Origin of the sequence: Streptococcus infantis (genome assembly GCF_021497965.1) — a bacterium.
Lineage (GTDB): Bacteria > Bacillota > Bacilli > Lactobacillales > Streptococcaceae > Streptococcus > Streptococcus infantis_B.
The window spans coordinates 607,430-630,390 of the sequence record NZ_CP046525.1 but is presented as its reverse complement, the minus strand read 5'-3'; the positions used below and the strand labels follow the sequence as shown (position 1 = coordinate 630,390).

Below are 22,961 nucleotides of genomic sequence, written 5' to 3'. Positions count from 1 at the left end.
ATCTTTCTTTTTGTGCTATACTATAGGCATCAATAGATGAGCAAAGGAGGACACTCATATGGAAGACAAAGTTCTTTTAACTGAAGCCTATCAACTCGTTTCAGAATTAAATCAAACAATACAAAGTTGTAAACAAGGCTTACCTGATGACCTACGCTTACAACAAAATATTGATGAGATTCTCAGAGCACTCAAAAAAGCTGAGAAATTAGACAATGCTATTCTAATTGAACTGGAAAGCTTTTACCAACGGACTAGTCTTTTGATTGGACTTGGCTCACTAAAACTAAACGATCAAGCCCGCACTGCTTGGAGAAACTATGACAAGTTCCACTTCGATCAAGTTAAGCACGTTTTGAAACTCTATGGACCTGTTTTTGGGTTTTAAAAATAGAGGGTTTTCTGGCTTAATCTTGACAAATTTTCTCAAAAAGAGTATGATGATTGCAATAATACTCGGAGGTAAGGGAGACATGAATAACTAAGTCTATCAAATAAAGAACCTTTATTTAGTAGATCTTGTTTCTGTCTCTTTTTTGTGTGCTCTTTTTCTGCTGGATTTTCAGCCCTTTTAAAAGAGTTTTTTTGACATAGACGATTGGCTCTACTAGGTAAAGTAGAGCTTTTTGTTATGCACTATGGACATTCTAGAAAGGGCAATAATATGATAAAAATCAATCATCTGACCATTACACAAAACAAAGATTTAAGAGACCTTGTTTCCGATTTAAACATTACCATCCAAGACGGAGAAAAAGTCGCTATTATAGGCGAAGAAGGAAATGGAAAATCAACCTTACTACGAGCTTTAATAGGGGAAGCTTTGCCTGATTTTACTATCAAGGGCGACATCCAGTCTGACCTTCAGTCCATAGCCTACATTCCCCAACATCTCCCTGAAGAACTGAAAAAAAGATCTCTGCAGGACTACTTCTTTTTGGATCCTGCTGATTTAGACTACAGTATCCTCTATCGTTTTGCGGAGGAGTTGCACTTTGACAGCAGTCGTTTTGCAAGTGATCAAGAAATTGGTAGTCTCTCGGGTGGTGAAGCTTTGAAAATTCAGCTCATCCATGAATTTGCCAAACCCTTTGAGATTTTATTTTTAGATGAACCTTCAAATGACCTGGATATAGAGACGGTTGATTGGCTAAAAAAACAGATACATAAAACCAGACAAACCGTTATTTTCATTTCTCATGATGAAGATTTTCTCTCTCAAACTGCAGACACCATTATCCACTTGCGACTGGTCAAGCATCGGAAAGAAGCGGAAACGCTAGTCGAGCATTTAGACTATGATCGCTATAGTGAGCAGAGAAAGGCTAATTTTGCCAGACAAAGTCAGCAAGCTGCTAACGACCAGAGAGCCTATGATAAAACCATGGAAAAACATCGCCGAGTTAAGCAAAATGTAGAAACTGCACTTCGAGCTACCAAAGACAGTACTGCTGGTCGCCTATTGGCTAAAAAGATGAAAACTGTTCTCTCTCAAGAAAAACGCTTTGAAAAGGAAGCTCAGTCCATGATCCAAAAGCCACTTGAAGAGGAACAAATCCAACTTTTCTTTTCAGACATCCAACCATTACCTGCTTCTAAAGTCTTAATCCAACTGGAAAAAGAAAATTTATTCATTGGCAAGCGCATTTTAGCTCAGGAGTTACGACTAACAGTCCGTGGTCAAGATAAAATCGGCATTATCGGTCCCAATGGCGTTGGCAAATCCACTCTTTTAGCAAAGTTACATCAACTACTAAGCGGCAAAAGAGAGATTTCGCTTGGTTTTATGCCACAAGATTACCAAGAAACACTGCAATTGGATTTATCCCCAGTAGAATTTCTCAGCCAATCTGGACATAAAGAGGAACTACAGAAAATCCAATCTCACTTAGCTAGTCTTAATTTCAGCTATCCAGAGATGCACCACCAAATCCACTCCTTATCTGGAGGTCAACAAGGAAAACTCCTTCTTTTGAATTTAGTTCTGCGAAAACCAAACTTTCTCCTTCTGGATGAACCCACACGAAATTTTTCTCCAACTTCTCAACCAGAAATCAGAAAACTCTTTGCCACTTATCCTGGTGGTCTCATCACTGTTTCACATGATCGACGTTTCTTAAAAGAAGTCTGTACGAGTATCTATAGTCTGACAGAGCCTGGTTTAGAAGTAGTGGATTTACAAGATCTTTAACTTTTGGAAATAAAACATCCAGAGGAAAACCTCTGGATGTTTTTTACATATTTTTCAAACGTTCAATCCGCTCTGAAATGGGCGGATGAGTATAAAATAGTTTTTTCAAGAAACCTCGTTTTTGAGGATCATTGATATAAAGCGCACTACTAGCATCATCCACATGATGAGTCATTGGTTGACTATTTTCTAGTTTAAGGAGGGCATTGATCATTGCCTGAGGATTGCGTGTTAATTCCACACTTGAAGCATCCGCTAAAAATTCTCGTTGGCGAGAGATAGCTAACTGCACCAAAGTTGCTGCAAGAGGTGCTAGAACGATGGCTAGGAGAGAAACAACTAACATAATCACTTCAATTCCTCCACCATCACGGTCATTACTTCTACGACTACGACTAGCTCCACCCCACCACATCATACGACCAGCCATACTCGATAAAAGAGTGATGGCACTAGCAAGAGCAACAGCAATGGTAGAGATTCGAATATCTAAGTTGCGAATGTGACTAACTTCATGCCCGATTACTGCCTCTAACTCCTCACGATTCATAATCTCTAGAAGGCCTGACGTAGCAGCAACAGCAGCATTTTGAGGATTCGAACCGGTGGCGAAGGCATTCAAACCCGGGTCATCAATAACATAAACTCGTGGCATAGGAGTCTGCGCCACCATAGCCATATCCTCGACAACATGATAGAGAACAGGTTCTTCGTTTCTATCAACCTCACGCGCACCATTCATACTCATGACAATCTCTGTAGATTGAAAAATCATGGTCAAGGCATAGATGAAACCGATAATCATAGCTACAGTCACGCCCCAGATACCTGAGTTCATGAACAGAAAACCAACAGCATAACCAACCAAGGCTAGCAAAAGAAAGAAGACAATTAAAAGAATCCAAGTTTTACGTTTATTACTAGCAATTTGTTTGTACAGCATCTTAGTCACCTAAACCACTAAAATCAACTCTAGGTACAGCCTTTTCTTCTTCTGGAGTTTGAAGGAAATCCGCTGCCTTGAAGCCAAATATAGCCGCAACCAGATTACTTGGGAAAGTTTCTAATTTAATATTGTAGTTGCTAACGACACTATTATAGAGCTGACGTGAATAAGAAATTTTATTTTCTGTGTTAGTCAGTTCTTCTTGTAAGTGAGCAAAATTGCTACTAGCCTTCAAGTCAGGATAATTCTCTGCAACCGCAAAAATACCAGATACCTGACGAGTCAGTGCATCACTAGCTTTCATGGCTTCTGCAGGTGTAGTTGCTGCAGCTACTTGTCTACGGAGTTCAGTCACCTTTTCTAGAGTAGAACTTTCGTATTTAGCGTAACCTTTTACTGTTTCAATTAAGTTTGGTAAGAGATCATTTCGACGCTTCAACTGAACATCAATCTGACTCCAAGCTTCCTTGGTCTGCATACGATTTTTCACCAATTTATTATAGCAGTCAATTACCAAGAAAATAATTAGAGCAAGAAGTCCATAAAAAATCCAATTCATCATAAAGCTCCTTTCTGCCTTTTGATTAGTACAAGTATATCAAATTTCCATGTTTTTGTGGTAAAATAAGATGATATACAAGAAGGATATAACTATGAAACCAGAAACTTTTTACACACTACTTGCTGAACAGAATATTAATCTTACTGACCAGCAAAAAGCACAATTTGAGCGCTATTTTGAACTCTTAGTCGAGTGGAACCAAAAAATCAACCTGACTGCAATTACTGAAAAGGAAGAAGTTTATCTTAAACACTTTTATGATTCCATCGCTCCTATCCTACAAGGGTTGATAGAAAACCAAGAAATTAAGTTACTTGATATTGGCGCTGGTGCAGGATTCCCAAGTCTTCCTATGAAGATTCTCTACCCTCAGCTAGATGTGACCATCATTGATTCACTCAATAAGCGCATTAACTTTCTTCAGCTTTTAGCTGAGGAGCTTAATCTAGAAGGGGTTCATTTCTACCATGGGCGCGCAGAAGATTTTGCTCAAGAGAAGAAATTCCGTGCCCAGTTTGATATCGTCACAGCTCGAGCAGTTGCTCGTATGCAAGTCTTATCTGAATTAACCATTCCTTTTCTAAAAGTTGGTGGCAAATTACTCGCACTCAAGGCAAGCAATGCACCCGAGGAATTGACAGAGGCAAAAAATGCTCTTAACCTTCTCTTTAGCAAAGTTGAGGACAACATCAGCTATACTCTTCCCAATGGAGACCCTCGTTACATAACAATAGTAGAAAAGAAAAAAGAAACTCCAAATAAATACCCAAGAAAAGCAGGTTTGCCAAATAAACGCCCACTTTAGAATGATTAATCGGACATCTGCCAAAATCAACCTCGCTTTCTTATTTCTAGGCTCGGGAAAAAATGATTTACAAAATCATACCTCGCTTTCTTATTTCTGGGCTAGGGAAAAATTCGTTTACAAAACGAATTTTTTCTGCTATACTATCCTAAGCAAAGGTTTTTAATGTCATCCCGTGAGGTGACGAAGACGCAGATATACATAACATTCATTAAAATGTGGTCAATTATTTTTTAATGAAGTCTTACTCTGAGAGCCTATTGCTGTAAAATAATGGGCTCTTTTTTGATGCCCAAAAGTGAGGTATTTATGAAACAAGAATCAACTGTTGATTTGTTATTAGACGTCGACCAACGTCCTTCTGCTGGTAAGGGAATTCTTCTCAGCTTCCAGCACGTTTTTGCTATGTTTGGTGCAACAATTTTGGTCCCACTGATTTTGGGAATGCCTGTATCCGTTGCCCTCTTTGCTTCAGGGGTTGGTACCCTCATCTATATGATTGCAACAGGTTTTAGAGTTCCTGTTTATCTTGGTTCTTCTTTCGCCTTTATTACAGCCATGTCACTTGCCATGAAAGAAATGGGTGGTGATGTATCTGCTGCTCAGACAGGGGTTATCCTGACTGGTTTTGTTTATGTCCTTGTTGCTGCAAGTGTTCGCTTCGCAGGTACAAAATGGATTGATAAACTCTTGCCTCCAATCATTATTGGTCCTATGATTATCGTTATCGGTCTTGGGCTTGCTGGTTCTGCCGTAACCAATGCTGGTCTTGTAGCTGACGGCAACTGGAAAAATGCTCTTGTAGCTGTGGTTACCTTCCTCATCGCTGCTTTTATCAATACAAAAGGAAAAGGTTTCCTTCGTATCATTCCTTTCCTCTTTGCAATTATTGGTGGATATCTCTTCGCGCTAGCACTTGGCTTAGTTGACTTCACTCCTGTTCTTCAAGCTAACTGGTTCGAAATTCCAGGCTTCTACCTACCATTTAGCACAGGTGGTGCCTTCAAAGAATACAACCTTTACTTTGGTCCGGAAACAATCGCAATCTTACCAATCGCTATCGTAACCATTTCTGAACATATCGGTGACCACACCGTTCTAAGTCAAATCTGTGGACGCCAATTCTTGAAAGATCCAGGTCTTCATCGTACCCTTCTCGGTGATGGTATAGCAACTTCTGTTTCTGCCTTCCTTGGCGGACCAGCAAATACAACTTACGGTGAAAATACAGGGGTTATCGGTATGACTCGCATCGCTTCTGTATCTGTTATTCGTAACGCTGCTTTTATCGCTATCGCCCTTAGCTTCCTTGGTAAATTCACTGCCTTGATTTCTACAATCCCTAGTGCCGTACTCGGTGGAATGTCTATCCTTCTTTATGGGGTTATCGCCAGCAACGGTTTGAAAGTTTTGATCAAGGAACGTGTAGACTTTGGTCAAATGCGTAATCTTATCATCGCAAGCGCAATGCTCGTGCTTGGACTCGGTGGAGCAATCCTTAAACTCGGTCCAGTTACCCTTTCAGGTACTGCCCTATCAGCTATGACAGGTATCCTTTTGAACTTGATCTTGCCATACGAAAACAAAAATTAAATATTTAAATATCTAAATATCTAAATATCTAAACATAAAAAATCCACTCAAATAAAGAGTGGATTTTTTATGACCTTTTTGGAGTCTGTTTCTTTTCTAACATTAAATCCTTCAAAGAAATAATAGTCACAGCCAGTAAAATCATTGCCATACCTAGAAAATCTACAGGATAAAAAATATCTCCCATAATCATAAAGGCAAAAAATACTGCAGAAATGGGCTCAATCGAAGCTAGAAGGCTAGACTTGACTGGTCCAATGATACTGTCACCTTTAAGAAAGGCAGTATAGGCAAAGACCGTTCCTATCAGAATGATTCCTGCAAAAGCTAGAAAGATATCAAAAGATAAGGGAATACTAGCCCCGATAATCCCTGTAAAAGGCACTGCTAGAAAACCTGAGATCATCATTCCCACACCGATGACCAAAATACTCCCCCACTTTTGAATCAAATTAATGGGTAAAATGATATAAAGAGCATAGGTCAGAGCTGAGAATAAGCCCCAGAAGAGTCCAGCTGGTGTCATAGAAAGCTGATCCAACTGCCCATGGGTTGCAATGAGAAAGGTCCCACCTATAGCCAAAATCATAGAAATAATTTCAGCTATAGTAGGCGTTACCCTATCTTTTATACAAGTATAAGCTAAGATTCCAACTGGACAGACATACTGTAAGACCGTCGCTGTTCCAGCATTTGTCTCCTGAATAGCTGATAAATAGGCCAATTGATTTAAAAAGAGCCCAAACAAAGAAAATAACAAGAGAGAAAACAGACTAGATTTATCTTTTAGAAAAGCTAGGAATTGCTCCTTAGATTTGATATAGGACAAAAGAACCAAAAGGAGTCCTGCAATAATCAAACGGATATTGGTTAAAACAAGAGCAGAAATTCCATGAGCCATCAAGTATTGACCGCTAGTCCCTGATAGGCCCCATGCGATACCTGCAATCACTGTAAAAAGAGTTCCTTTTAACGCTTTAGACATGATCCCTCCCTAGTCTGCTTTACGAATTAAGTCCATGACCTGATTACGATCGAATATCCACTGAGCACGCTCATCTTTCTCATAAGTTCGATTAGATAAAAAGATTGCCGCCTCTTGTTTCTGTCGATTCCACATGATAAAAGTTCCAGTATAACCTGTGTGATCCAGCCAATCACCTTCTACATTCCAAGCCAATGAACGTTCCTTGTCATCCAAGTCTGAATAATTTTGACTTAAGTCTTCAGCAAAGGAATCCTGTAAATAATGCTCTAGGAAGATTTTTAAATCATGAACAGTTGAAAATAAACCTGCACTCCCAGCGTGTCTACCTAGTAAACGTGCCTTGGGATCATGTACCACTCCTGCTTTCTGTCCACGAACCGTTGGAACAGCACTGCTAACTGGACCAAACCGAGTTTCCTTCATTCCCCAAGGATTCAAAACTTGCTCTTGTAAAATCTGATCCAAGACCTTTTCAAAATAAGATTCTAAAAGAAAACCTAGTAAGAGAAAGTGCACATCTGAGTATAGAAAAGCTCTTTTCTCTCGACGATTCAGATGAAACATAGCTTCTCTTAACTGGTCTGCTGAAAGCTGATCTCTATTAGGAATAAAAGGATCTAAATCCGTTGCATGCGTCAGTAACTGTCGAATGGTGATATCTGGGTAATCCGCCTCTGGTAGATAAGCTATTATGGACTGGTCTAACTCGATTTTTCCTTCCTTCCACAAGAAAGTTATGACCGTTCCTACTCCGACGACCTTGCTCACACTTGCTAAATCATAGACCAACCCTTCACGCGTCTTCTCACCAATTTCTGGATTTGCTTCACCTAGATACCAGTCAGACCAAACGCCATCCTGATAATACGCAAAAGAGGCACCAGGATAAATCCCTGCCTCAATTTGTTGCTCTATTTTTTGAATGATTTTTTGTTTCATACTGCTTCAAACCACAATTCGACATTGTTGGTATCCTTAGTTAGGAAGAACTTCTCAGATTTAGGAATAAAGTAACCTGTAGCTTCAAAACGTTGGCGAAGACTTGCTAGGTCAAGTTCTTTCACTTGGAATTTCAACATGGACAAGTCCCAAGTTACATTATTTTCAACAAGTAAATCACCGCCTTGAGCTTCTCTAAAAACGATTCGATTTTCGATTTCTTCTTTTTCAAGTAGGCTGCTTGTATCTTCTGGCAAGTTAACTTCCACTGAGATTTCAAATGCCGTCAAATATTGCATGTTCTCGTCTTTTGAAAAAGTGACTTCATCTTCAACCTTTTCCAAATCTCTAATATCATCTTCCGCATGGACAAGGACACAATCGCCTTCTGGAGAAAGAACCTCAAAAGCATATCCCTTGTTTCCTTTATAGAGTTGAGGAAGCTTTTCCGTTCTAGCTAGTAGCGCTTCAATCTCAGATGGATTTTCTACTTTTACAATCAATCTAGCTAATTTTTTTACTCCTTCAACCTTACGGCTTCTCATACTTGGTGACTCTTCTAAAACTAACTTTTCAATGCCTGACTGGTCTCCAAGTGATAAGAAGGCAGACTCTTCAAGCAAGGGTTTCATACCCAAAGTCTCAATATAAAATGATTCATTTAAATTTCTATTATTTACCTTTAGCGTCGGGATCATACGCATAATTTGATTTACAATCATAAATTCCTCCAACATTTTTATTTTAAAGGATTTTATGATATTTTACAAGTTATTCAATAAAAAACTTTAACTATATTAACTCTTTAAATAAATCAACCCCTTCTGTCAGTAGAAGGGGAACTTATTTATTTTTACTAAAAACCCTTATTTAATCTTTCCATGAGAGTTCTGCCTGAAGGCCATAGTGATCGCTAACTTGAGGATTTTGTTGGCCATCGAAAACTACTTGCAGACGCTCTACCTGAATATCTTTACTTGTAAAGACATAATCAATTCGTAGAGGTTCACTATTTCCTTTCCAACCATCAATTTCAGGCGGAACAGTATAACTACCACTTCTTTCTTTTGCAACTTCAAATGCATCTTGTAAGTTTAGTGGACTAGCTAAAATAGCTTGGTAGCCCTCTTGGCCTGCAGGATTATTAAAATCACCTGCTAGTAAGAGAGGCTTATTTAATTCTTTCAGAACTGCTTCAAAACGCGCCCATTCCTCTTGGAAGCCTTTATCCCACCAAGAGAGATGCACACTCGCAACAGCAAGTTCTTTACCTTCAACTACTGTTTCTACTAAAGCAACTCGTCGTGTGTGGTAATCTGTCGGATCATCCACATCTGAAACTAAAATTTCACGCGCTTCAATTGGTGTTTTAGATAGGATTGCAACACCTTCATGGTAACGATCATAACCAATATGGTTATAAGCCCATGTCCAATAGTATTTCAGTCCTTTTGCAGCTAATTTCTCTACCATAAGGCGGACATAGTGGTCTTGGTGAATCAGTTCTGCTGAAGGTAACGGATGATAAAGTGGACCAGCCTCTACTTGCTCGGAGGTGATTTCTTGGTTAATTTCCTGAAAACAAATTAAATCATACTTGTTTTCGAGTATATCTTGCAACAAGAGCTGAAATTTTTCTTCAGGATCTTTTTCCATCCAACTATGAGTATTAAGGGTTAAAAACTTCATGCTTTTCTCCTATAAACAAGAGGTTGGAAAAATACTTCCAACCCCTAATCGATTACAATTCTACTTTAGCAACTGGTGTTTTAGCTGCAAGAGAACCTGTTTGCTCTAATTTAACTGATTTAATTGCATCGCCATTTGTAAAGACAACTACAGTTGTAGTTTCACGACCAGCTTCACGGATAGCACCTAAGTCAGCTGTGACAAGAAGATCACCAGCAGCAACTTGTTGTCCTTCAGCAACACGAACTGTAAATGGTTTTCCTTCAAGACTAACTGTGTCCAAACCAATGTGAACAAGTACTTCGAGGCCTGCTTCAGTCACAAGACCAAGAGCATGTTTAGTTGGGAAGATGCTTGATACAGTACCTGATACTGGAGATACAATGTTTCCATTTGCTGGTTCTACTGCAAATCCATCACCCATCATTTTTTGTGCAAATACAGGATCCTTCACTTGGTCCAATTCAATGACTTGACCGTCAGCAACTGAGTAAACTTCTTCAGTCACACCTTTGTATACAACAGCATCTTTTTGAGCTGCTGCCATTTGACTTGGAAGAGTTTCAGGAATCACTTCACCTGAATCAAGAAGGTCTTGAATATCTGATTTCAAAACGTCAGCTTTAGGTCCATAAATAGCTTGGACACCTTGTCCTTTCATGACAAGACCCATAGCTCCTTCAGACTTCCATTGTTCTTCTGTTCCGACTTTTTCAGCGTCTTTTACAGTAACACGAAGACGAGTCATACATGCGTCCACATCAACGATATTAGCACGTCCACCAAGAAGGTTAATGATATTAACAGCTTGAGAAGCTTCTGCAACTTTTGACTCACCAGAAGCAGCAGATTCTGATGAACCTTCAGCAGTTTCGTAGTTTCCGTTACGTCCTGGAGTAGCATAGTTGAATTTTTGAATCATGAAGTTGGCGATTAAGTACATGATAACTGCAAATAGTGCTGTTACCCAGATAAAGTTAATGATATCCATACCAAGACCAGCATTGATAGCTAGTGGAGTACGAGTCAAGAATTCAATTGAACCGAATGAGTGCACACGAAGGTGAACAATATCAGCCATAGCAAAGGCAGCACCTTGAACAAGAGCGTAGACAAGGTAAAGAGGTGTTGCGACGAACATGAACATATATTCAATTGGCTCAGTAACACCAGTTAAGAAAGTTGCAAGAGCTGTCGCAATCATCATACCTTTGTATTGGTGTTTCTTGTCTGCTTCAACATTACGGTAAATAGCAGCAGCCACACCCATCAAAATACCGAATGAACCAATCATTTGTCCAACTTTGAAACGAGCTGGAGTTACAGTTGTAAGTAAGTGTTGGTATTGGTCTGGATCTGTTCCTTTAAGGTTGACAAGATCTGTTACCCATGCAAGCCAAAGTGGATCTTGACCAAATACTTGAGTTCCTTTTGCTGCACCAGTTAAGACATCATAAGTACCACCAAGAGCTGTGTAGTTCATTGGGATAGTCAACATGTGGTGAAGTCCAAATGGCAAGAGCAAACGTTCCAAAGTACCATACAAGAACGGTGCTAGAACTGGAGCTGTTTCTTGTGAGTTAGCAATCCAAATACCAAAGTTGTTGATACCTGTTTGTACAACTGGCCAAGCAACTGAAAGAACAATCGCTGCAATCGCTGAACGAAGGATAACAACAAACGGTACAAAACGTTTTCCGTTAAAGAATGAAAGTGCATCAGGCAATTTACGGAAGTTGTAGTATTTGTTAAAGGCAGTTGCCCCTACAAAACCAGAAATAATCCCTACAAACACACCCATGTTAAGGGCTGGAGCTTCAAACACACTGATAAAGTAATCAGAAACTTTGATAGAGTTACCAAAGATTGTTGAAACCATAGCATTTGGATCTTTCAGCATGTCTCCTGATACACCAAAGATTGTACCAGTGATACGGTTGATTAAGATAAATGCTAGACCGGCAGCAAAAGCACCACCTGCACGTTCTTTAGCCCAGCTACCACCGATAGCAAGAGCAAATAAGATATGTAGGTTACCGATAACTCCCCAACCAATTTGCTCTAGTACGCCACCAGTAATAACTAGGGGAGCAAGGTTTGGGTCAATCAATGCAAGTGACTTACCGATTGAAATCATCAATCCAGCCGCTGGCATAACAGCGATAACCACCATTAGAGCCTTACCGAATTTCTGCCAAAACTCGAAAGACAAGACATTTTTGAATGTAGCTTTCATCATTCAAATCTCCTTTATATTTATTCGGCAAACGTTTTACGAAAACGTTTGCACTGTCAACACCTCTATTATACCACTTTAAATTTTTTTGTAAAGGATTTTTTTTATTTTTTTTTGATGTTCAAACTTTTTAACAAATCTTCAAAGGTTTACCGATTTTGAGTTTGTGAGTGATTTCTGTTATAATATTAGCTATGAAATCCTATAATACCTTGAATGATTATTATCGAAATTTATTTGGAGAAAAGACATTTAAAGTTCCAATAGATGCTGGATTTGATTGTCCCAACCGTGATGGTACAGTAGCCCATGGAGGATGTACTTTTTGTACGGTTTCTGGTTCTGGAGATGCAATCGTTGCTCCTGATGCTCCGATTCGAGAGCAATTCTATAAAGAGATTGACTTTATGCATCGTAAATGGCCTGATGTCAAAAAGTATTTGGTTTATTTTCAGAATTTCACCAATACTCATGAAAAATTAGAAGTCATTCGCGAGCGTTATGAGCAAGCCATCAATGAACCAGGTGTTGTCGGTATCAATATCGGTACTCGACCTGACTGTCTTCCTGATGAAACGATTGAATACTTAGCAGAGCTATCAGAGCGAATGCATGTTACTGTAGAGTTAGGCTTACAAACTACTTATGAAGAAACTTCTGAATTGATTAACCGTGCCCACTCCTATGAACTCTACGTGGAGACTGTCAAACGCTTAAGAAAATATCCTAAGATTGAGATTGTTGCTCACTTGATTAATGGTTTGCCAGGTGAAACCCATGAGATGATGGTTGAAAATGTTCGTCGCTGTGTGACTGATAATGATATTCAAGGGATTAAACTTCACCTACTTCACCTTATGACAAATACTCGGATGCAACGTGATTATCACGAGGGTAGACTGCAGCTTATGAGTCAAGATGACTATGTGAAAGTTATCTGTGACCAACTAGAAATTATTCCCAAACATATGGTCATCCATAGGATTACGGGTGATGCACCTAGAGACATGCTGATTGGTCCTATGTGGAGTCTCAACAAATGGGAAGTTCTAAATAGCATTGAAGCTGAAATGAGGCGTCGAGGTAGTGTCCAAGGATGCAAGGCTGTGAAACAGGAGTTTATGAATGAAAAGACCACTTGAATTGGCGCATGATTTTCTTGCCCAAGTCATCACAAAAGATGATGTTGTTGTAGATGCGACCATGGGAAATGGCTACGATACACTTTTTCTTGCCAAATTGGCTAAACAAGTCTATGCTTTTGACATCCAAGAACAAGCTCTGGAAAAAACAAGTCAACGTCTCCAAGAAGCAGGTTTGTCCAATGCAGAATTAATCTTGCAGGGTCATGAGACTGTGGATCAATTTGTGACAGAAGTCAAGGCAGCCATCTTCAATCTAGGTTATCTGCCTTCTGCAGATAAAAGCATTATCACTCAACCTCAGACAACCATTGAGGCACTAGAAAAACTCTGTCAGGTGCTCGTTAAGGGCGGACGGATAGCCATTATGATATACTACGGGCATGAAGGCGGAGATATAGAGCGAGATGCTGTCTTAGATTTTGTCAGTCAGTTGCCACAACAAGAATACACTGCTACAATCTATCGTACCCTCAACCAAATCAACAATCCACCATTTTTAGTTATGATTGAAAAATTAGAAAGGTATCGCCATGGATAAACAATACCTACGAGATAAAATAGAAGGACTTCGCCACAAATTCGTTGAATCAACCCAACATGAACGTGCAGTTGGTATGTTAGATGAAGCTCATATGAGCAAAAAGATGCTAAAAATCAAGAAAAAAATGATCACACTTGAAATGGAGCGTTGTCAAAAGAAAATCGAGCACAAGGATTGCTCGAAGATTGATCAAAAAATCCAAGAACAAAAGGAACTTTTTGAAGCTTGTCGAAAACAAAAATAAGGAGGTAGAAGATGGATTTACTTTTTTATCTCTTGATATTTTTACTTGTTCTAATTGTTTCTAGTACGACCAATAAACTGCTTCCCTTTTTACCCATGCCCCTGATTCAGATTTTGCTGGGTATCGGGATTGGTCTGTGCTTACCGAATAACCAGTATCACTTAGACACTGAATTGTTTCTAGCTTTAGTGATTGGTCCTCTCCTCTTTCGCGAGGCTCAAGAGGCAGATGTAACCTCTATTCTAAAGCACTGGAAAATTGTTCTCTACCTTATTTTCCCTGTTATCTTTGTATCAACATTGAGTATGGGAGGCCTTGCCCATGTCCTTTGGATTGGCTTGCCATTAGCTGCCTGCGTCGCAGTCGGTGCTGCACTTGGTCCTACAGATCTCGTTGCTTTTGCTTCCCTTTCTGAACGTTTTACCTTTCCAAAACGCATTTCAAATATCTTAAAAGGAGAAGGCCTGTTAAATGACGCTTCTGGGCTAATTGCTTTTCGTGTAGCCCTCATAGCTTGGACAACGGGAACTTTTTCAATCACTCAAGCAGGGATATCTCTGGCGATCTCTATCGTTGGAGGGCTTGCAGTTGGTCTTATGACGGCTTTAATCAACCGATTCCTCCACTCCTTTCTTCTAAGTGTCCGTGCTACTGACATAGCCAGTGAACTGCTGCTAGATCTTAGTTTACCACTTCTAACCTTCTTCATCGCTGAAGGAATTCATGTTTCTGGAATTATCGCAGTCGTTGTTGCTGGTATTTTAAAAGCGAGTCGTTTTAAAAAGATAAATCTTCTTGAAGCCCAGGTTGATACTGTGACTGAAACCGTCTGGCACACTGTAACCTTTATGCTCAATGGTTCTGTCTTCGTTCTGTTGGGAATGGAACTGGAGATGATTGCGGAGCCAATTCTGAATAGTGCTTTTTACAACAAAGTGCTTCTTCTCGTCACAGTCTTTCTTTTAACCTTCCTACTCTTTGCCATCCGCTTTGTAATGATTTATGGGTTTTACGCTTTGCGTATTAAGAAACTTCAAAAAAGTCTCCACAAGTATGTCAAAGATATGCTTCTTCTAACATTTTCTGGAGTTAAGGGAACAGTTTCTATTGCTACTATCCTCTTGATACCGTCAAATCTAGAGCAAGAATATCCTCTCCTTCTTTTTCTCGTCGCAGGTGTAACCCTGGTCAGTTTTCTTACTGGTTTAGTAGTTTTGCCACACCTTTCGGAAGAGCAAGAACCATCTAAGGATCAGCTCATGCACATCGCTATCTTAAACGATGTTGCCATGGAGTTAGAGAAAGATTTGGACAATACCAAAAATAAGGTTCCCCTCTATGCGGCGATCGATAATTATCATGGACGGATTGAAAACCTCATCCTCAGCCTGGAAAATAAGGAAATCCAGGAAGACTGGGAAGCTCTGAAACTATTGATTCTCAGTATCGAGAGCGATGGTTTGGAGCAGGCCTACGAAGAAGGCAAAATCGGCGAAAGAGGATATCGTGTCTACCAACGTTATCTGAAAAGCATGGAGAAAAATATTAAACGAAACTTTGCTTCTCGACTAACCTACTACTTCCTTGTTTCTATTCGGATTGTACGTTTTCTCCTACACGAGTTGCTCACATTTGGCAAAACCCTCCGTTCCTTGAAGAACAAAGAAACCCAAAGACTTCTGGCCATTGACTATGACCAGATTGCAGAACTCTACCTAGCCAACACTGAAATCATCATCGAAAGTTTGGAAAACCTCAAAGGGATTTATAAGAGTTCTCTAATTAGCTTTATGCAGGAATCTCGTCTCCGTGAAACCAGTCATATTACTAGTGGAGCCTTTGTGGAGCGCGTTATCAATCGTATTAAACCCAATAATATCGACGAAATGCTAAGAGGTTATTATCTAGAACGTAAATGCATCTTTGAGTACGAGAAACAAAAACTCATCTCAGCTCAGTATGCTAAAAAACTACGACAAAATGTAAACAACCTAGAAACTTATTCCTTAAAGGAATCAGCCAACACGCTACCTTATGATATGATGGAGTTGGTTCGACGAAATTAAGATTTAGGTTAAAAGAGAGATTTTATTGTGGAGGATTATGCAATGAAAGAGTTGTGGAAAAAACTAACTAATAGGCCCTTATTAAAAGCTTTTTTACACTACTATCGTGTTTCAGATATTGAATTAACCAGTGTAGCTGTGGCCTATTATTGGTTGATTTCAATCTTTCCACTTCTCATGATAGTGGTCAATATCCTTCCCTATTTTCAGATTCCAATCTCTGATTTTCTGATTTCACTGAAGGAATTTTTACCAGATACAATCTATGATGTAGTAGCAAAGATTGCCCGCGAAGTACTGACACAACCATCTGCTGGACTCTTGAGTTTTGCGGTAATATCAGCCCTTTGGACCTTCTCAAAATCCATGAATTTCCTCCAAAAGGCTTTTAACAAAGCTTATGGAATCGCTAAGAACAGAGGTCTTATTTCTCATCAACTGATGAGTATCCTAGTTAGTTTGGGATTACAGATTCTCTTTGCCATCATTCTCTTCTTTAGTATGTTTGGTCATATGTTACTAGACTTCCTAAAAAATTACTGGAAATCTGAGAGTTCCCTATTTAGTTACTTACAAAATTTCACAGATCCTTTAGTTTATGTATTCCTCTTTGCAATCCTCATCATGATTTATTACTTACTTCCAAACGTGAAAATCGGTCGTATTCGTTACGTCCTTCCTGGAAGTCTATTCGTATTCGTCACTCTTATTTCATTGTTAACTATCTTTTCAGCTTATTTCAATAACTATGTCAACTATCTTGTCGACGTTCGGTTTTTCAGTTCCATCATCGTTGTTGTCATGATGTTTTGGTTCATTATCATTGCCAAGTTATTGATTGTCGGTGCAGTGATCAATGCCAGTGTTCAAAGCCTTAAGGATCCAGACTTCAAGGTCAATCAATAATTTTCATCTACCTATATGTAACGAAAACAGATAAATCCCCCAGTCATTCTCTACTGGGGGATTTTTGAATTTGCTACTTTATTGTCCACTCGTTAGGGCTTGCAATTCTGTTTTTAGATATTGAGCCAAATGTTGGTGAGCAAAAATATTGGCATTTTTTTCTGCGGTAGGATTGTAGTTTGTGTTGGTATTTACATCATAAACATAAATATCACCACTCTCTGACTGAACCCATTCAATAGCAGCAACTTCAATCTGAGCATTCTTAAGGAAGTTCTCATAAGCTTTTCTTCGAGAATCTGGTAAAGGTTCTGTAATCTGGAATTTTTCAGACGTTTCTAGTTGTTCTGGTCTCTTGCCAATTTGACAACCATCTGCTGGACAAAGTTGGAATCCATCTGAAGAATCGATTGAAACAGTATAGAGAAACTTCTGATTGATAAACTCTGAACGACGGATGCGTCCATCACTTGGTTTGATGTAGGCTTGTAACAAGGTAATCCCGTCCACTGATGGTTCAAAGAGAGGACTATTGACATAAGCTTCCAATTCTTCTTCATTTTGGAAGAGTTGAACCCCTAATCCCTTACCTGCTCGATTGTGCTTGGTAATCAATGGATAGATGTTCAATTTTCTGGCTGCTTCAATAATATTTTCTTGACCTAAAACTGCAACTGTCGCAGGAGTCTCAATACCAGACTCGTTTAACTTCAAATATTGTTTGACTTTACTGATTTCTAGGTTGATAGCCCCAGTTCCATTCACAACCTTGCGTCCGTGTGCTTCTAACCAAGTAATCACCTGCTCTGTAAATTCTGGCGCATAGCGATGTCCTCTTGTGTGAGAAGACGCAGACATACGATTGTAGAAGATACCCTGTGGCGGTGGACTTTGCAGATCCAAAACTCCACTAGACAAATCCCACAGTTCATAAGGGACTTCTAGTTCTTCCAACCATTTGACCAAATGCTGGGTCCATTCAAGATTCTCATGAATCACATATACTTTTGCTTCACTCATTACTTATAATCTCCTTAAGAAAAGCTGACTGAAAGTTGGCTTTCTTTTTCTTCTTCTAAAATATATCCTTCTGTTTTTTCAATAACGCTAACTGTTAAGATTTGACCCAAAACATTGATCATAGTACGGCCGGCATTGACAAAGAAATCAACTGCAAAGATTAAGGCTACTCCTTCAACTGGCAAGCCTAACTGAGGTGCTGCAGCTAGTAGAACCACGATAGCTCCTGATGGCACAGTTGCTGCAGTTTTTCCAATCAAAGTCAAAAGCAAAACAGTAAACAAGAGACTTGATAAAGAAAATTGAATGCCGTAGGCATGCGCGATAAAAATCGTAGCTACAGAGAAATAAACTGCTGCTCCCTCTAAGTTAAAAGTATATCCTAAAGGAACAACTAAATCAATCGTGTGCTCGTCATGCCCCTGTTTTTTCAAATCTTTAAGAAGTGATGGCAAGACAACACTAGAACTACCAGTAACAAAGGCCAGAGTCAAGAGACTCCAATTTTCACGAAAGGCTGACAAATACGGTACTTTAAAGAAGACAGCAATCAAAGGGAAAATAAGGAGAACCAAAACAGCATAAGCCAAATAAGTTCCGATTACAAATTGACCAAGCCCAATCAACTTGTCAACACCAGTCGTTGCAACATCTTTGGCGATAAATCCAAAAATCCCAATCGGTGATAGTTTAACAATCACTGCAACAATCTTATAAATAGCTTCAATCCAGATTTGGAAACCTTCGATGATTTTCTGAGATTTATCAGACTTAAGGTTACCAATTCCGTAACCAAGAAAGATAGCAAAAACGATAATCGGCAATAGGGCGCCGTCTGAAAGAGATTTGACAATATTTGATGGAATAAAACCAAGGAGAAATTCGCTAAATTTTACATTGTTGGCGATACCATCAAGGTTCCCACCAGTTTGACCAATATTCACACCTTGTCCAAATCCTAAATAGTAACTAGCAAATACAAACAAGAGCGTAATAGCAGTTGTCACGGCAAAAAAGTAAACCAAGCTCTTGGTCAAGATTTTCCCGAAAGATTTTTTCCCGATAACGCCGGCTACTGCAACAACGATAGTCGGGAAGATTAGTGGAATGATAACCATATTGATCAATTTAATAAAGGCTTGTCCTAAAAATTGATAAAAACCTGCAAATTGTGGCCAGATGACCGCAGCGATAACACCTAAGACCAAAGCCACCAATAATTGGATTCCTAGTGAGAGTTTTGACCATAACGTAACTAATTTCATAAGAAACTCCTTTGTTTTATTTGCTACTCATTCTACTACTATTCTTTCTTTCTGACTAATATATATTTTCTATGGTCACCATAAAAAAGATTTATATTGAAGACTCAAACTATTACCATTTTTGTATCCAACATACACTGAATTTGTATAAAGTATAAAAAATCAATTTCTAAACAAAAATTTTTAGAAAAACACTGTTAAATCAAAGAATATGCTTTTCTATTATTCAAGTTTTATGATACAATATTGTTATGATTTTAATGAAACTCGCTTCCGTCTTGCTTTTGGTATTAACCTTGGCTTTAGCAATTATTCTGAGCAGATTCTTTAAGTTAAAGAAAAGGGGCATCAACTTTGCTGATTTGGCTTTTCCTTTTCTAATTTTTGAATATTATTTTATCAGTGCTAAGGTTTTTACACACAATCAACTTCCCGTTTTGGGAGCAGCATTATCCTTGCTGGCTATCATTCTAGCCTTTTTCTTCTTGAGCAAAAAACGTAGTTTTTATTATCCAAAATTTCTGAAATTCTTTTGGAGAGCTGGATTCCTACTCACATTGCTCATCTACATCATCATGATTGTTCAAATCTTTATGATGAAATAAATCACTATCAATTTTCGCCAGCACCTCAACAAAGTTGGCAATCCGATGTTCCATTTGAGGTGCTTTTCTAATGACATTTTAAAAAGAGATTATTAAAAAATAAATAGGAGATCAAATAAGTGAAAAAAACGTTCTTGGCAAGTGCCATCACGCTTACTTACCTAGGATTTGCAACAAACCCAGCTTTAGCTGAAGAAAATAAAGTACAAACTACTTCAGCAGAGACGACGCAACAAACTACAACAGCTAACAAGGTTGAAACAAAGGAACCAGTTCCTTCTACTGAAGCAAGTTCAAGCATACCAACAACTTCTACAACAAACCCAAGTAAAACTTCAGCTAAGAAAGAAGAAAGCCAGGTTCCAGAAGATAAAAAAGATGGTTGGATATTTGAAGAAAATATCTGGCGCTTCTATGAAGCTAACAAGGCTACCGTCAATTGGAAAAAAATTCACGGGAAATGGTACTACTTTGATAAGGATGGTATCATGCTCAGCAATACGATCTATGATGGGTACATTCTGACTAGCAGCGGGGCTATGGTCGGTAGTGGCTGGGCTAAAATTAAAGATAACTGGTATTATGCTAATCCATCTGGAAAAATCGTTAAACAAGATTGGAAAAAGATTGGCGGTGTATGGTACTACTTTGATAAAGACGGTATCATGCTCAGCAACACCATTTTTGATGATTATCTCTTTACCAATAGTGGTGCCATGGCTGAGAGCGCTTGGGTTAAACAAGATGGCAAATGGTATTATGCCCAATCTTCTGGTAGCTTAATCAAAAACAAGTGGGATAAAATTGGTGGTATCTGGTACTACTTTAACAAAGATGCCACTATGGCAAGTAACCAATGGCAAGGTAACTACTACCTAAAAGCTAGCGGGGCTATGGCTGAAAGAGAATGGATTTTCGATAAGAACTACAATAGTTGGTTCTATTTGAAATCAGGTGGTGCATACGCTGCGCGTGAATGGATTGGCTCCTACTACCTCAAGGCCGGTGGTTACATGGCTAAGAATGAATGGATTTTTGATAACTACTATAATGCTTGGTATTACCTGGAAGATAGCGGGGTCTATGTCACAGGAACTCGTAAAATCGATGGAAAAGCACATCAGTTCCAAAGTAATGGAAAATGGATTGGTGAAGTGCCAGTAAGTCGTGGATTTGAAAAAGGAAAATACACATATACCGTTTTCTTAGATCCAGGACACGGTGGTAAAGATCCAGGTGCTGTTTATTATAACACTAATGAAAAAGACCTCACCATGCAAGTTTATCAAAAACTACGTAAGGAACTCCAAGGTCTTGGTTATACAGTTCTTTCTTCGAGAGATAGTGATGTCTATGTCGACTTTGTCACCGAACGTTCAAAAATAGCTAACAACACGAACTCCGATATCTTCATTAGCATCCACTTCAATGCTAGCGGAAGCCCTGCTTCTAACCGTTCTGGTATTCAGACTTATTCTTACGAAGAAGCTGCTGGCTATCCTTCTCGGATTAATTCATACTGGCATAATCACCCTGATCGTATCAGTGAAAGCAATCGCCTTGCTGCTGATATCCACTCTTCACTCCTAGCTGAAACTGGCGCTAAGGATGCTGGCCTCCTCCAAAGTAGCTTTGCGGTCCTTCGAGAAACTGATAAACCAGCCGTTCTATTGGAGCTTGGTTATATTGACAATTTCAATGAAAACCAACAAATTCGTAGCGATGCCTACCAAAATAGATTGGTTACAGGTATCGTCAAAGGTATTCAAAAATATTACGCAGGTAAATAAAGTAAAAGTCTCGAGAAAACTCGAGACTTTTTTTGCTTAAGAATTTTGAATAAAAAAATTTGTTTTTAAAAATTATAAATACTTGACAATATATACATATATGATAAAATTAAAATAATAAGGTTCGCCTTAGAAATAAAATGAAAAATTAAAGAGGAGATAAAACAATGAAAAAAGTTTTATTAACAAGTGCATTAGCATTGTCAGCAATCGCTAGCGTTTCTTATGCAGCTACTGAAGTTCCTTCTATCCCAGGAGTAACTGCTTCAACTGCTGGGACAGTTACAAAGGCAAATGCTGCTAATAACCATAACAACCGTTTTGGTTTCGCAGTTTCTCCATTAAACAAGAGAGCTTTCAGTTTTGCAGGTGCTAAGACTTATCCAGCTAAACCAGTTGCAGGTACTGACGGTAAACCTTTGGATGATTCAACTCGTGAGTTTGGACACAACACTCGTTTTGGTGCAGGATTTAACGCTGCTAAATCAGCTAGTCCAGCTAAACCAGCTACTCCAGCTCCAGCTAAACCAGCTACTCCAGCTCCAGCTAAACCAGCTACTCCAGCTCCAGCTAAACCAGCTACTCCAGCTCCAGCTAAACCAGCTACTCCAGCTCCAGCTAAACCAGCTACTCCAGATCCAAAAGCAATTCCAGGTGTAACACGTCCAACTACAGAAATTGTTACAGAAGCAGGTGCTACAAATAACCACAACAACCGTTTTGGTTATGCTGTTTCAAAACAATATGACAAAGCTTACAGTGTATCAGGTGCTGAAACCTATCCAGCTAAACCAGTTGCAGGTACTGACGGAAAACCTTTGGATGATGCAACTCGTGAGTTTGGTAACAACACTCGCTTTGGTGCAGGATTCAATAAATAATCTTAGTAATTTACCTATTCTAGTTAACTTTTAACAAGTTAATTATAGGAGAAAATCATATTTGATTTTCTCCTTTTTCTTTTTCCAGAAATAAAATTTATATATTTATCTTTCTGTGTATACTTTAGCGTTATTATTTTTTTATGTACTTTAAATTACTTTACTTTCATATTTTTATCTGGAAAGAGAAATCCAATTCCCACGCAAGCCAGCACTCCAGCACCGATAACCAACCCACTTGAAAGTGGTAAGATATCCAGAATAGCATTTGCAATGATAAAAGCAATGATCAGGCACATGAGACTAGCCTTGTAATCTTTTTTCACTAGATTTTCAAGTGTAAAGAATAGAAATAGACCTACTGGAAAGAGGGCCCAGATATTGACATCCAAATTTGGCCATCCAACAAAACCAAAATACAAGACTACTGCTGCAACGACTAAAAATCCGATACCTAATACTTTTTTCATGATTCTACCTCATTTTTTAATTTGTTAGGAAGCTTTATCTCCCTTTGACAGTTACAACTATAACAGAAATAAAAATCAC

At 38.9% G+C, this 22,961-nt stretch carries 22 protein-coding genes; 12 read left to right on the top strand and 10 right to left on the bottom strand.

Features of this window, described 5'->3' with window-relative positions; translation table 11 throughout:
• Positions 1-58 precede the first annotated feature (58 nt).
• Positions 59-388, top strand: coding sequence for a helicase BlpT (locus GOM46_RS03170; protein WP_235084006.1), 330 nt, complete (start codon positions 59-61; stop codon positions 386-388).
• A 243-nt stretch (positions 389-631) separates the two neighbouring features.
• Entirely contained in the window at positions 632-2,191 is a 1,560-nt protein-coding gene (locus tag GOM46_RS03165; RefSeq protein WP_235084005.1) for an ATP-binding cassette domain-containing protein, read from the top strand.
• Between the two features lie 43 nt (positions 2,192-2,234).
• Here GOM46_RS03165 and htpX read toward each other — a convergent pair whose 3' ends face one another.
• Positions 2,235-3,134, bottom strand: a complete 900-nt coding sequence (gene htpX / locus GOM46_RS03160) for a zinc metalloprotease HtpX (protein ID WP_235084004.1) — start codon at positions 3,132-3,134, stop codon at positions 2,235-2,237.
• Position 3,135: 1 nt separating this feature from the next.
• A complete protein-coding gene (locus tag GOM46_RS03155) occupies positions 3,136-3,696 on the bottom strand; it encodes a LemA family protein (RefSeq protein WP_178895183.1) in 561 nt (186 codons plus the stop codon).
• A gap of 94 nt (positions 3,697-3,790) precedes the next feature.
• On the opposite strand from GOM46_RS03155, the gene rsmG reads away from it, so the two are divergent.
• The gene (gene rsmG / locus GOM46_RS03150; RefSeq protein WP_235084003.1) at positions 3,791-4,504 is read left to right on the top strand and encodes a 16S rRNA (guanine(527)-N(7))-methyltransferase RsmG; all 714 of its coding nucleotides are present in this window, start codon (positions 3,791-3,793) and stop codon (positions 4,502-4,504) included.
• A 309-nt stretch (positions 4,505-4,813) separates the two neighbouring features.
• On the top strand, positions 4,814-6,097 hold the full coding sequence (locus tag GOM46_RS03145) for a uracil-xanthine permease family protein (RefSeq protein WP_235084002.1): 1,284 nt from the start codon (positions 4,814-4,816) through the stop codon (positions 6,095-6,097).
• Between the two features lie 67 nt (positions 6,098-6,164).
• Here GOM46_RS03145 and GOM46_RS03140 read toward each other — a convergent pair whose 3' ends face one another.
• The 5 genes from GOM46_RS03140 to GOM46_RS03120 all read right to left on the bottom strand — a co-directional run bounded on the left by GOM46_RS03140 (position 6,165) and on the right by GOM46_RS03120 (position 11,952).
• Positions 6,165-7,082 (bottom strand): DMT family transporter, encoded by a 918-nt coding sequence (locus GOM46_RS03140; RefSeq protein WP_235084001.1) that lies wholly within the window; start codon positions 7,080-7,082, stop codon positions 6,165-6,167.
• Between the two features lie 9 nt (positions 7,083-7,091).
• Entirely contained in the window at positions 7,092-8,024 is a 933-nt protein-coding gene (locus tag GOM46_RS03135) for a serine hydrolase domain-containing protein (RefSeq protein ID WP_006150562.1), read from the bottom strand.
• Positions 8,021-8,746, bottom strand: coding sequence for a CppA family protein (locus GOM46_RS03130; RefSeq protein ID WP_235084000.1), 726 nt, complete (start codon positions 8,744-8,746; stop codon positions 8,021-8,023). Before GOM46_RS03130 ends, GOM46_RS03135 begins: the two co-directional genes overlap by 4 nt.
• Before the next feature lie 148 nt (positions 8,747-8,894).
• Entirely contained in the window at positions 8,895-9,713 is an 819-nt protein-coding gene (locus GOM46_RS03125; protein WP_235083999.1) for an endonuclease/exonuclease/phosphatase family protein, read from the bottom strand.
• A gap of 52 nt (positions 9,714-9,765) precedes the next feature.
• Entirely contained in the window at positions 9,766-11,952 is a 2,187-nt protein-coding gene (locus tag GOM46_RS03120) for a PTS transporter subunit IIBC (protein WP_235083998.1), read from the bottom strand.
• A gap of 191 nt (positions 11,953-12,143) precedes the next feature.
• Here GOM46_RS03120 and GOM46_RS03115 point away from each other — a divergent pair, with 191 nt between their 5' ends.
• From GOM46_RS03115 to GOM46_RS03095, 5 genes are read left to right on the top strand one after another with little or no spacing between them, the layout of a single operon-like run.
• Positions 12,144-13,091, top strand: a complete 948-nt coding sequence (locus GOM46_RS03115; RefSeq protein ID WP_321159628.1) for a TIGR01212 family radical SAM protein — start codon at positions 12,144-12,146, stop codon at positions 13,089-13,091.
• Positions 13,075-13,632: a tRNA (mnm(5)s(2)U34)-methyltransferase gene (locus GOM46_RS03110; protein ID WP_235083997.1), complete on the top strand. Its 558-nt coding sequence runs from the start codon at positions 13,075-13,077 to the stop codon at positions 13,630-13,632. Before GOM46_RS03115 ends, GOM46_RS03110 begins: the two co-directional genes overlap by 17 nt.
• Complete coding sequence (locus GOM46_RS03105) at positions 13,625-13,879, top strand: hypothetical protein (protein WP_006150587.1); 255 nt, start codon at positions 13,625-13,627, stop codon at positions 13,877-13,879. Before GOM46_RS03110 ends, GOM46_RS03105 begins: the two co-directional genes overlap by 8 nt.
• 11 nt (positions 13,880-13,890) lie before the next feature.
• Entirely contained in the window at positions 13,891-15,945 is a 2,055-nt protein-coding gene (locus GOM46_RS03100; RefSeq protein ID WP_235083996.1) for a cation:proton antiporter, read from the top strand.
• Between the two features lie 42 nt (positions 15,946-15,987).
• Entirely contained in the window at positions 15,988-16,851 is an 864-nt protein-coding gene (locus tag GOM46_RS03095; protein WP_235083995.1) for a YihY/virulence factor BrkB family protein, read from the top strand.
• Positions 16,852-16,929: 78 nt separating this feature from the next.
• On the opposite strand, the gene GOM46_RS03090 is transcribed toward GOM46_RS03095, so the two are convergent.
• Entirely contained in the window at positions 16,930-17,871 is a 942-nt protein-coding gene (locus GOM46_RS03090) for an ATP-grasp domain-containing protein (RefSeq protein ID WP_235083994.1), read from the bottom strand.
• Between the two features lie 14 nt (positions 17,872-17,885).
• Positions 17,886-19,136, bottom strand: coding sequence for a dicarboxylate/amino acid:cation symporter (locus GOM46_RS03085; protein WP_235083993.1), 1,251 nt, complete (start codon positions 19,134-19,136; stop codon positions 17,886-17,888).
• Between the two features lie 245 nt (positions 19,137-19,381).
• On the opposite strand from GOM46_RS03085, the gene GOM46_RS03080 reads away from it, so the two are divergent.
• From GOM46_RS03080 to GOM46_RS03070, 3 genes are all read left to right on the top strand, one after another.
• The gene (locus tag GOM46_RS03080; protein ID WP_025170012.1) at positions 19,382-19,741 is read left to right on the top strand and encodes a DUF3397 domain-containing protein; all 360 of its coding nucleotides are present in this window, start codon (positions 19,382-19,384) and stop codon (positions 19,739-19,741) included.
• A gap of 119 nt (positions 19,742-19,860) precedes the next feature.
• Entirely contained in the window at positions 19,861-21,531 is a 1,671-nt protein-coding gene (locus GOM46_RS03075) for an N-acetylmuramoyl-L-alanine amidase (protein ID WP_235083992.1), read from the top strand.
• 167 nt (positions 21,532-21,698) lie between these two features.
• Positions 21,699-22,412 (top strand): hypothetical protein, encoded by a 714-nt coding sequence (locus GOM46_RS03070; RefSeq protein ID WP_235083991.1) that lies wholly within the window; start codon positions 21,699-21,701, stop codon positions 22,410-22,412.
• 155 nt (positions 22,413-22,567) lie between these two features.
• On the opposite strand, the gene GOM46_RS03065 is transcribed toward GOM46_RS03070, so the two are convergent.
• The gene (locus GOM46_RS03065) at positions 22,568-22,882 is read right to left on the bottom strand and encodes a hypothetical protein (RefSeq protein ID WP_235083990.1); all 315 of its coding nucleotides are present in this window, start codon (positions 22,880-22,882) and stop codon (positions 22,568-22,570) included.
• Between the last annotated feature and the right edge of the window lie 79 nt (positions 22,883-22,961).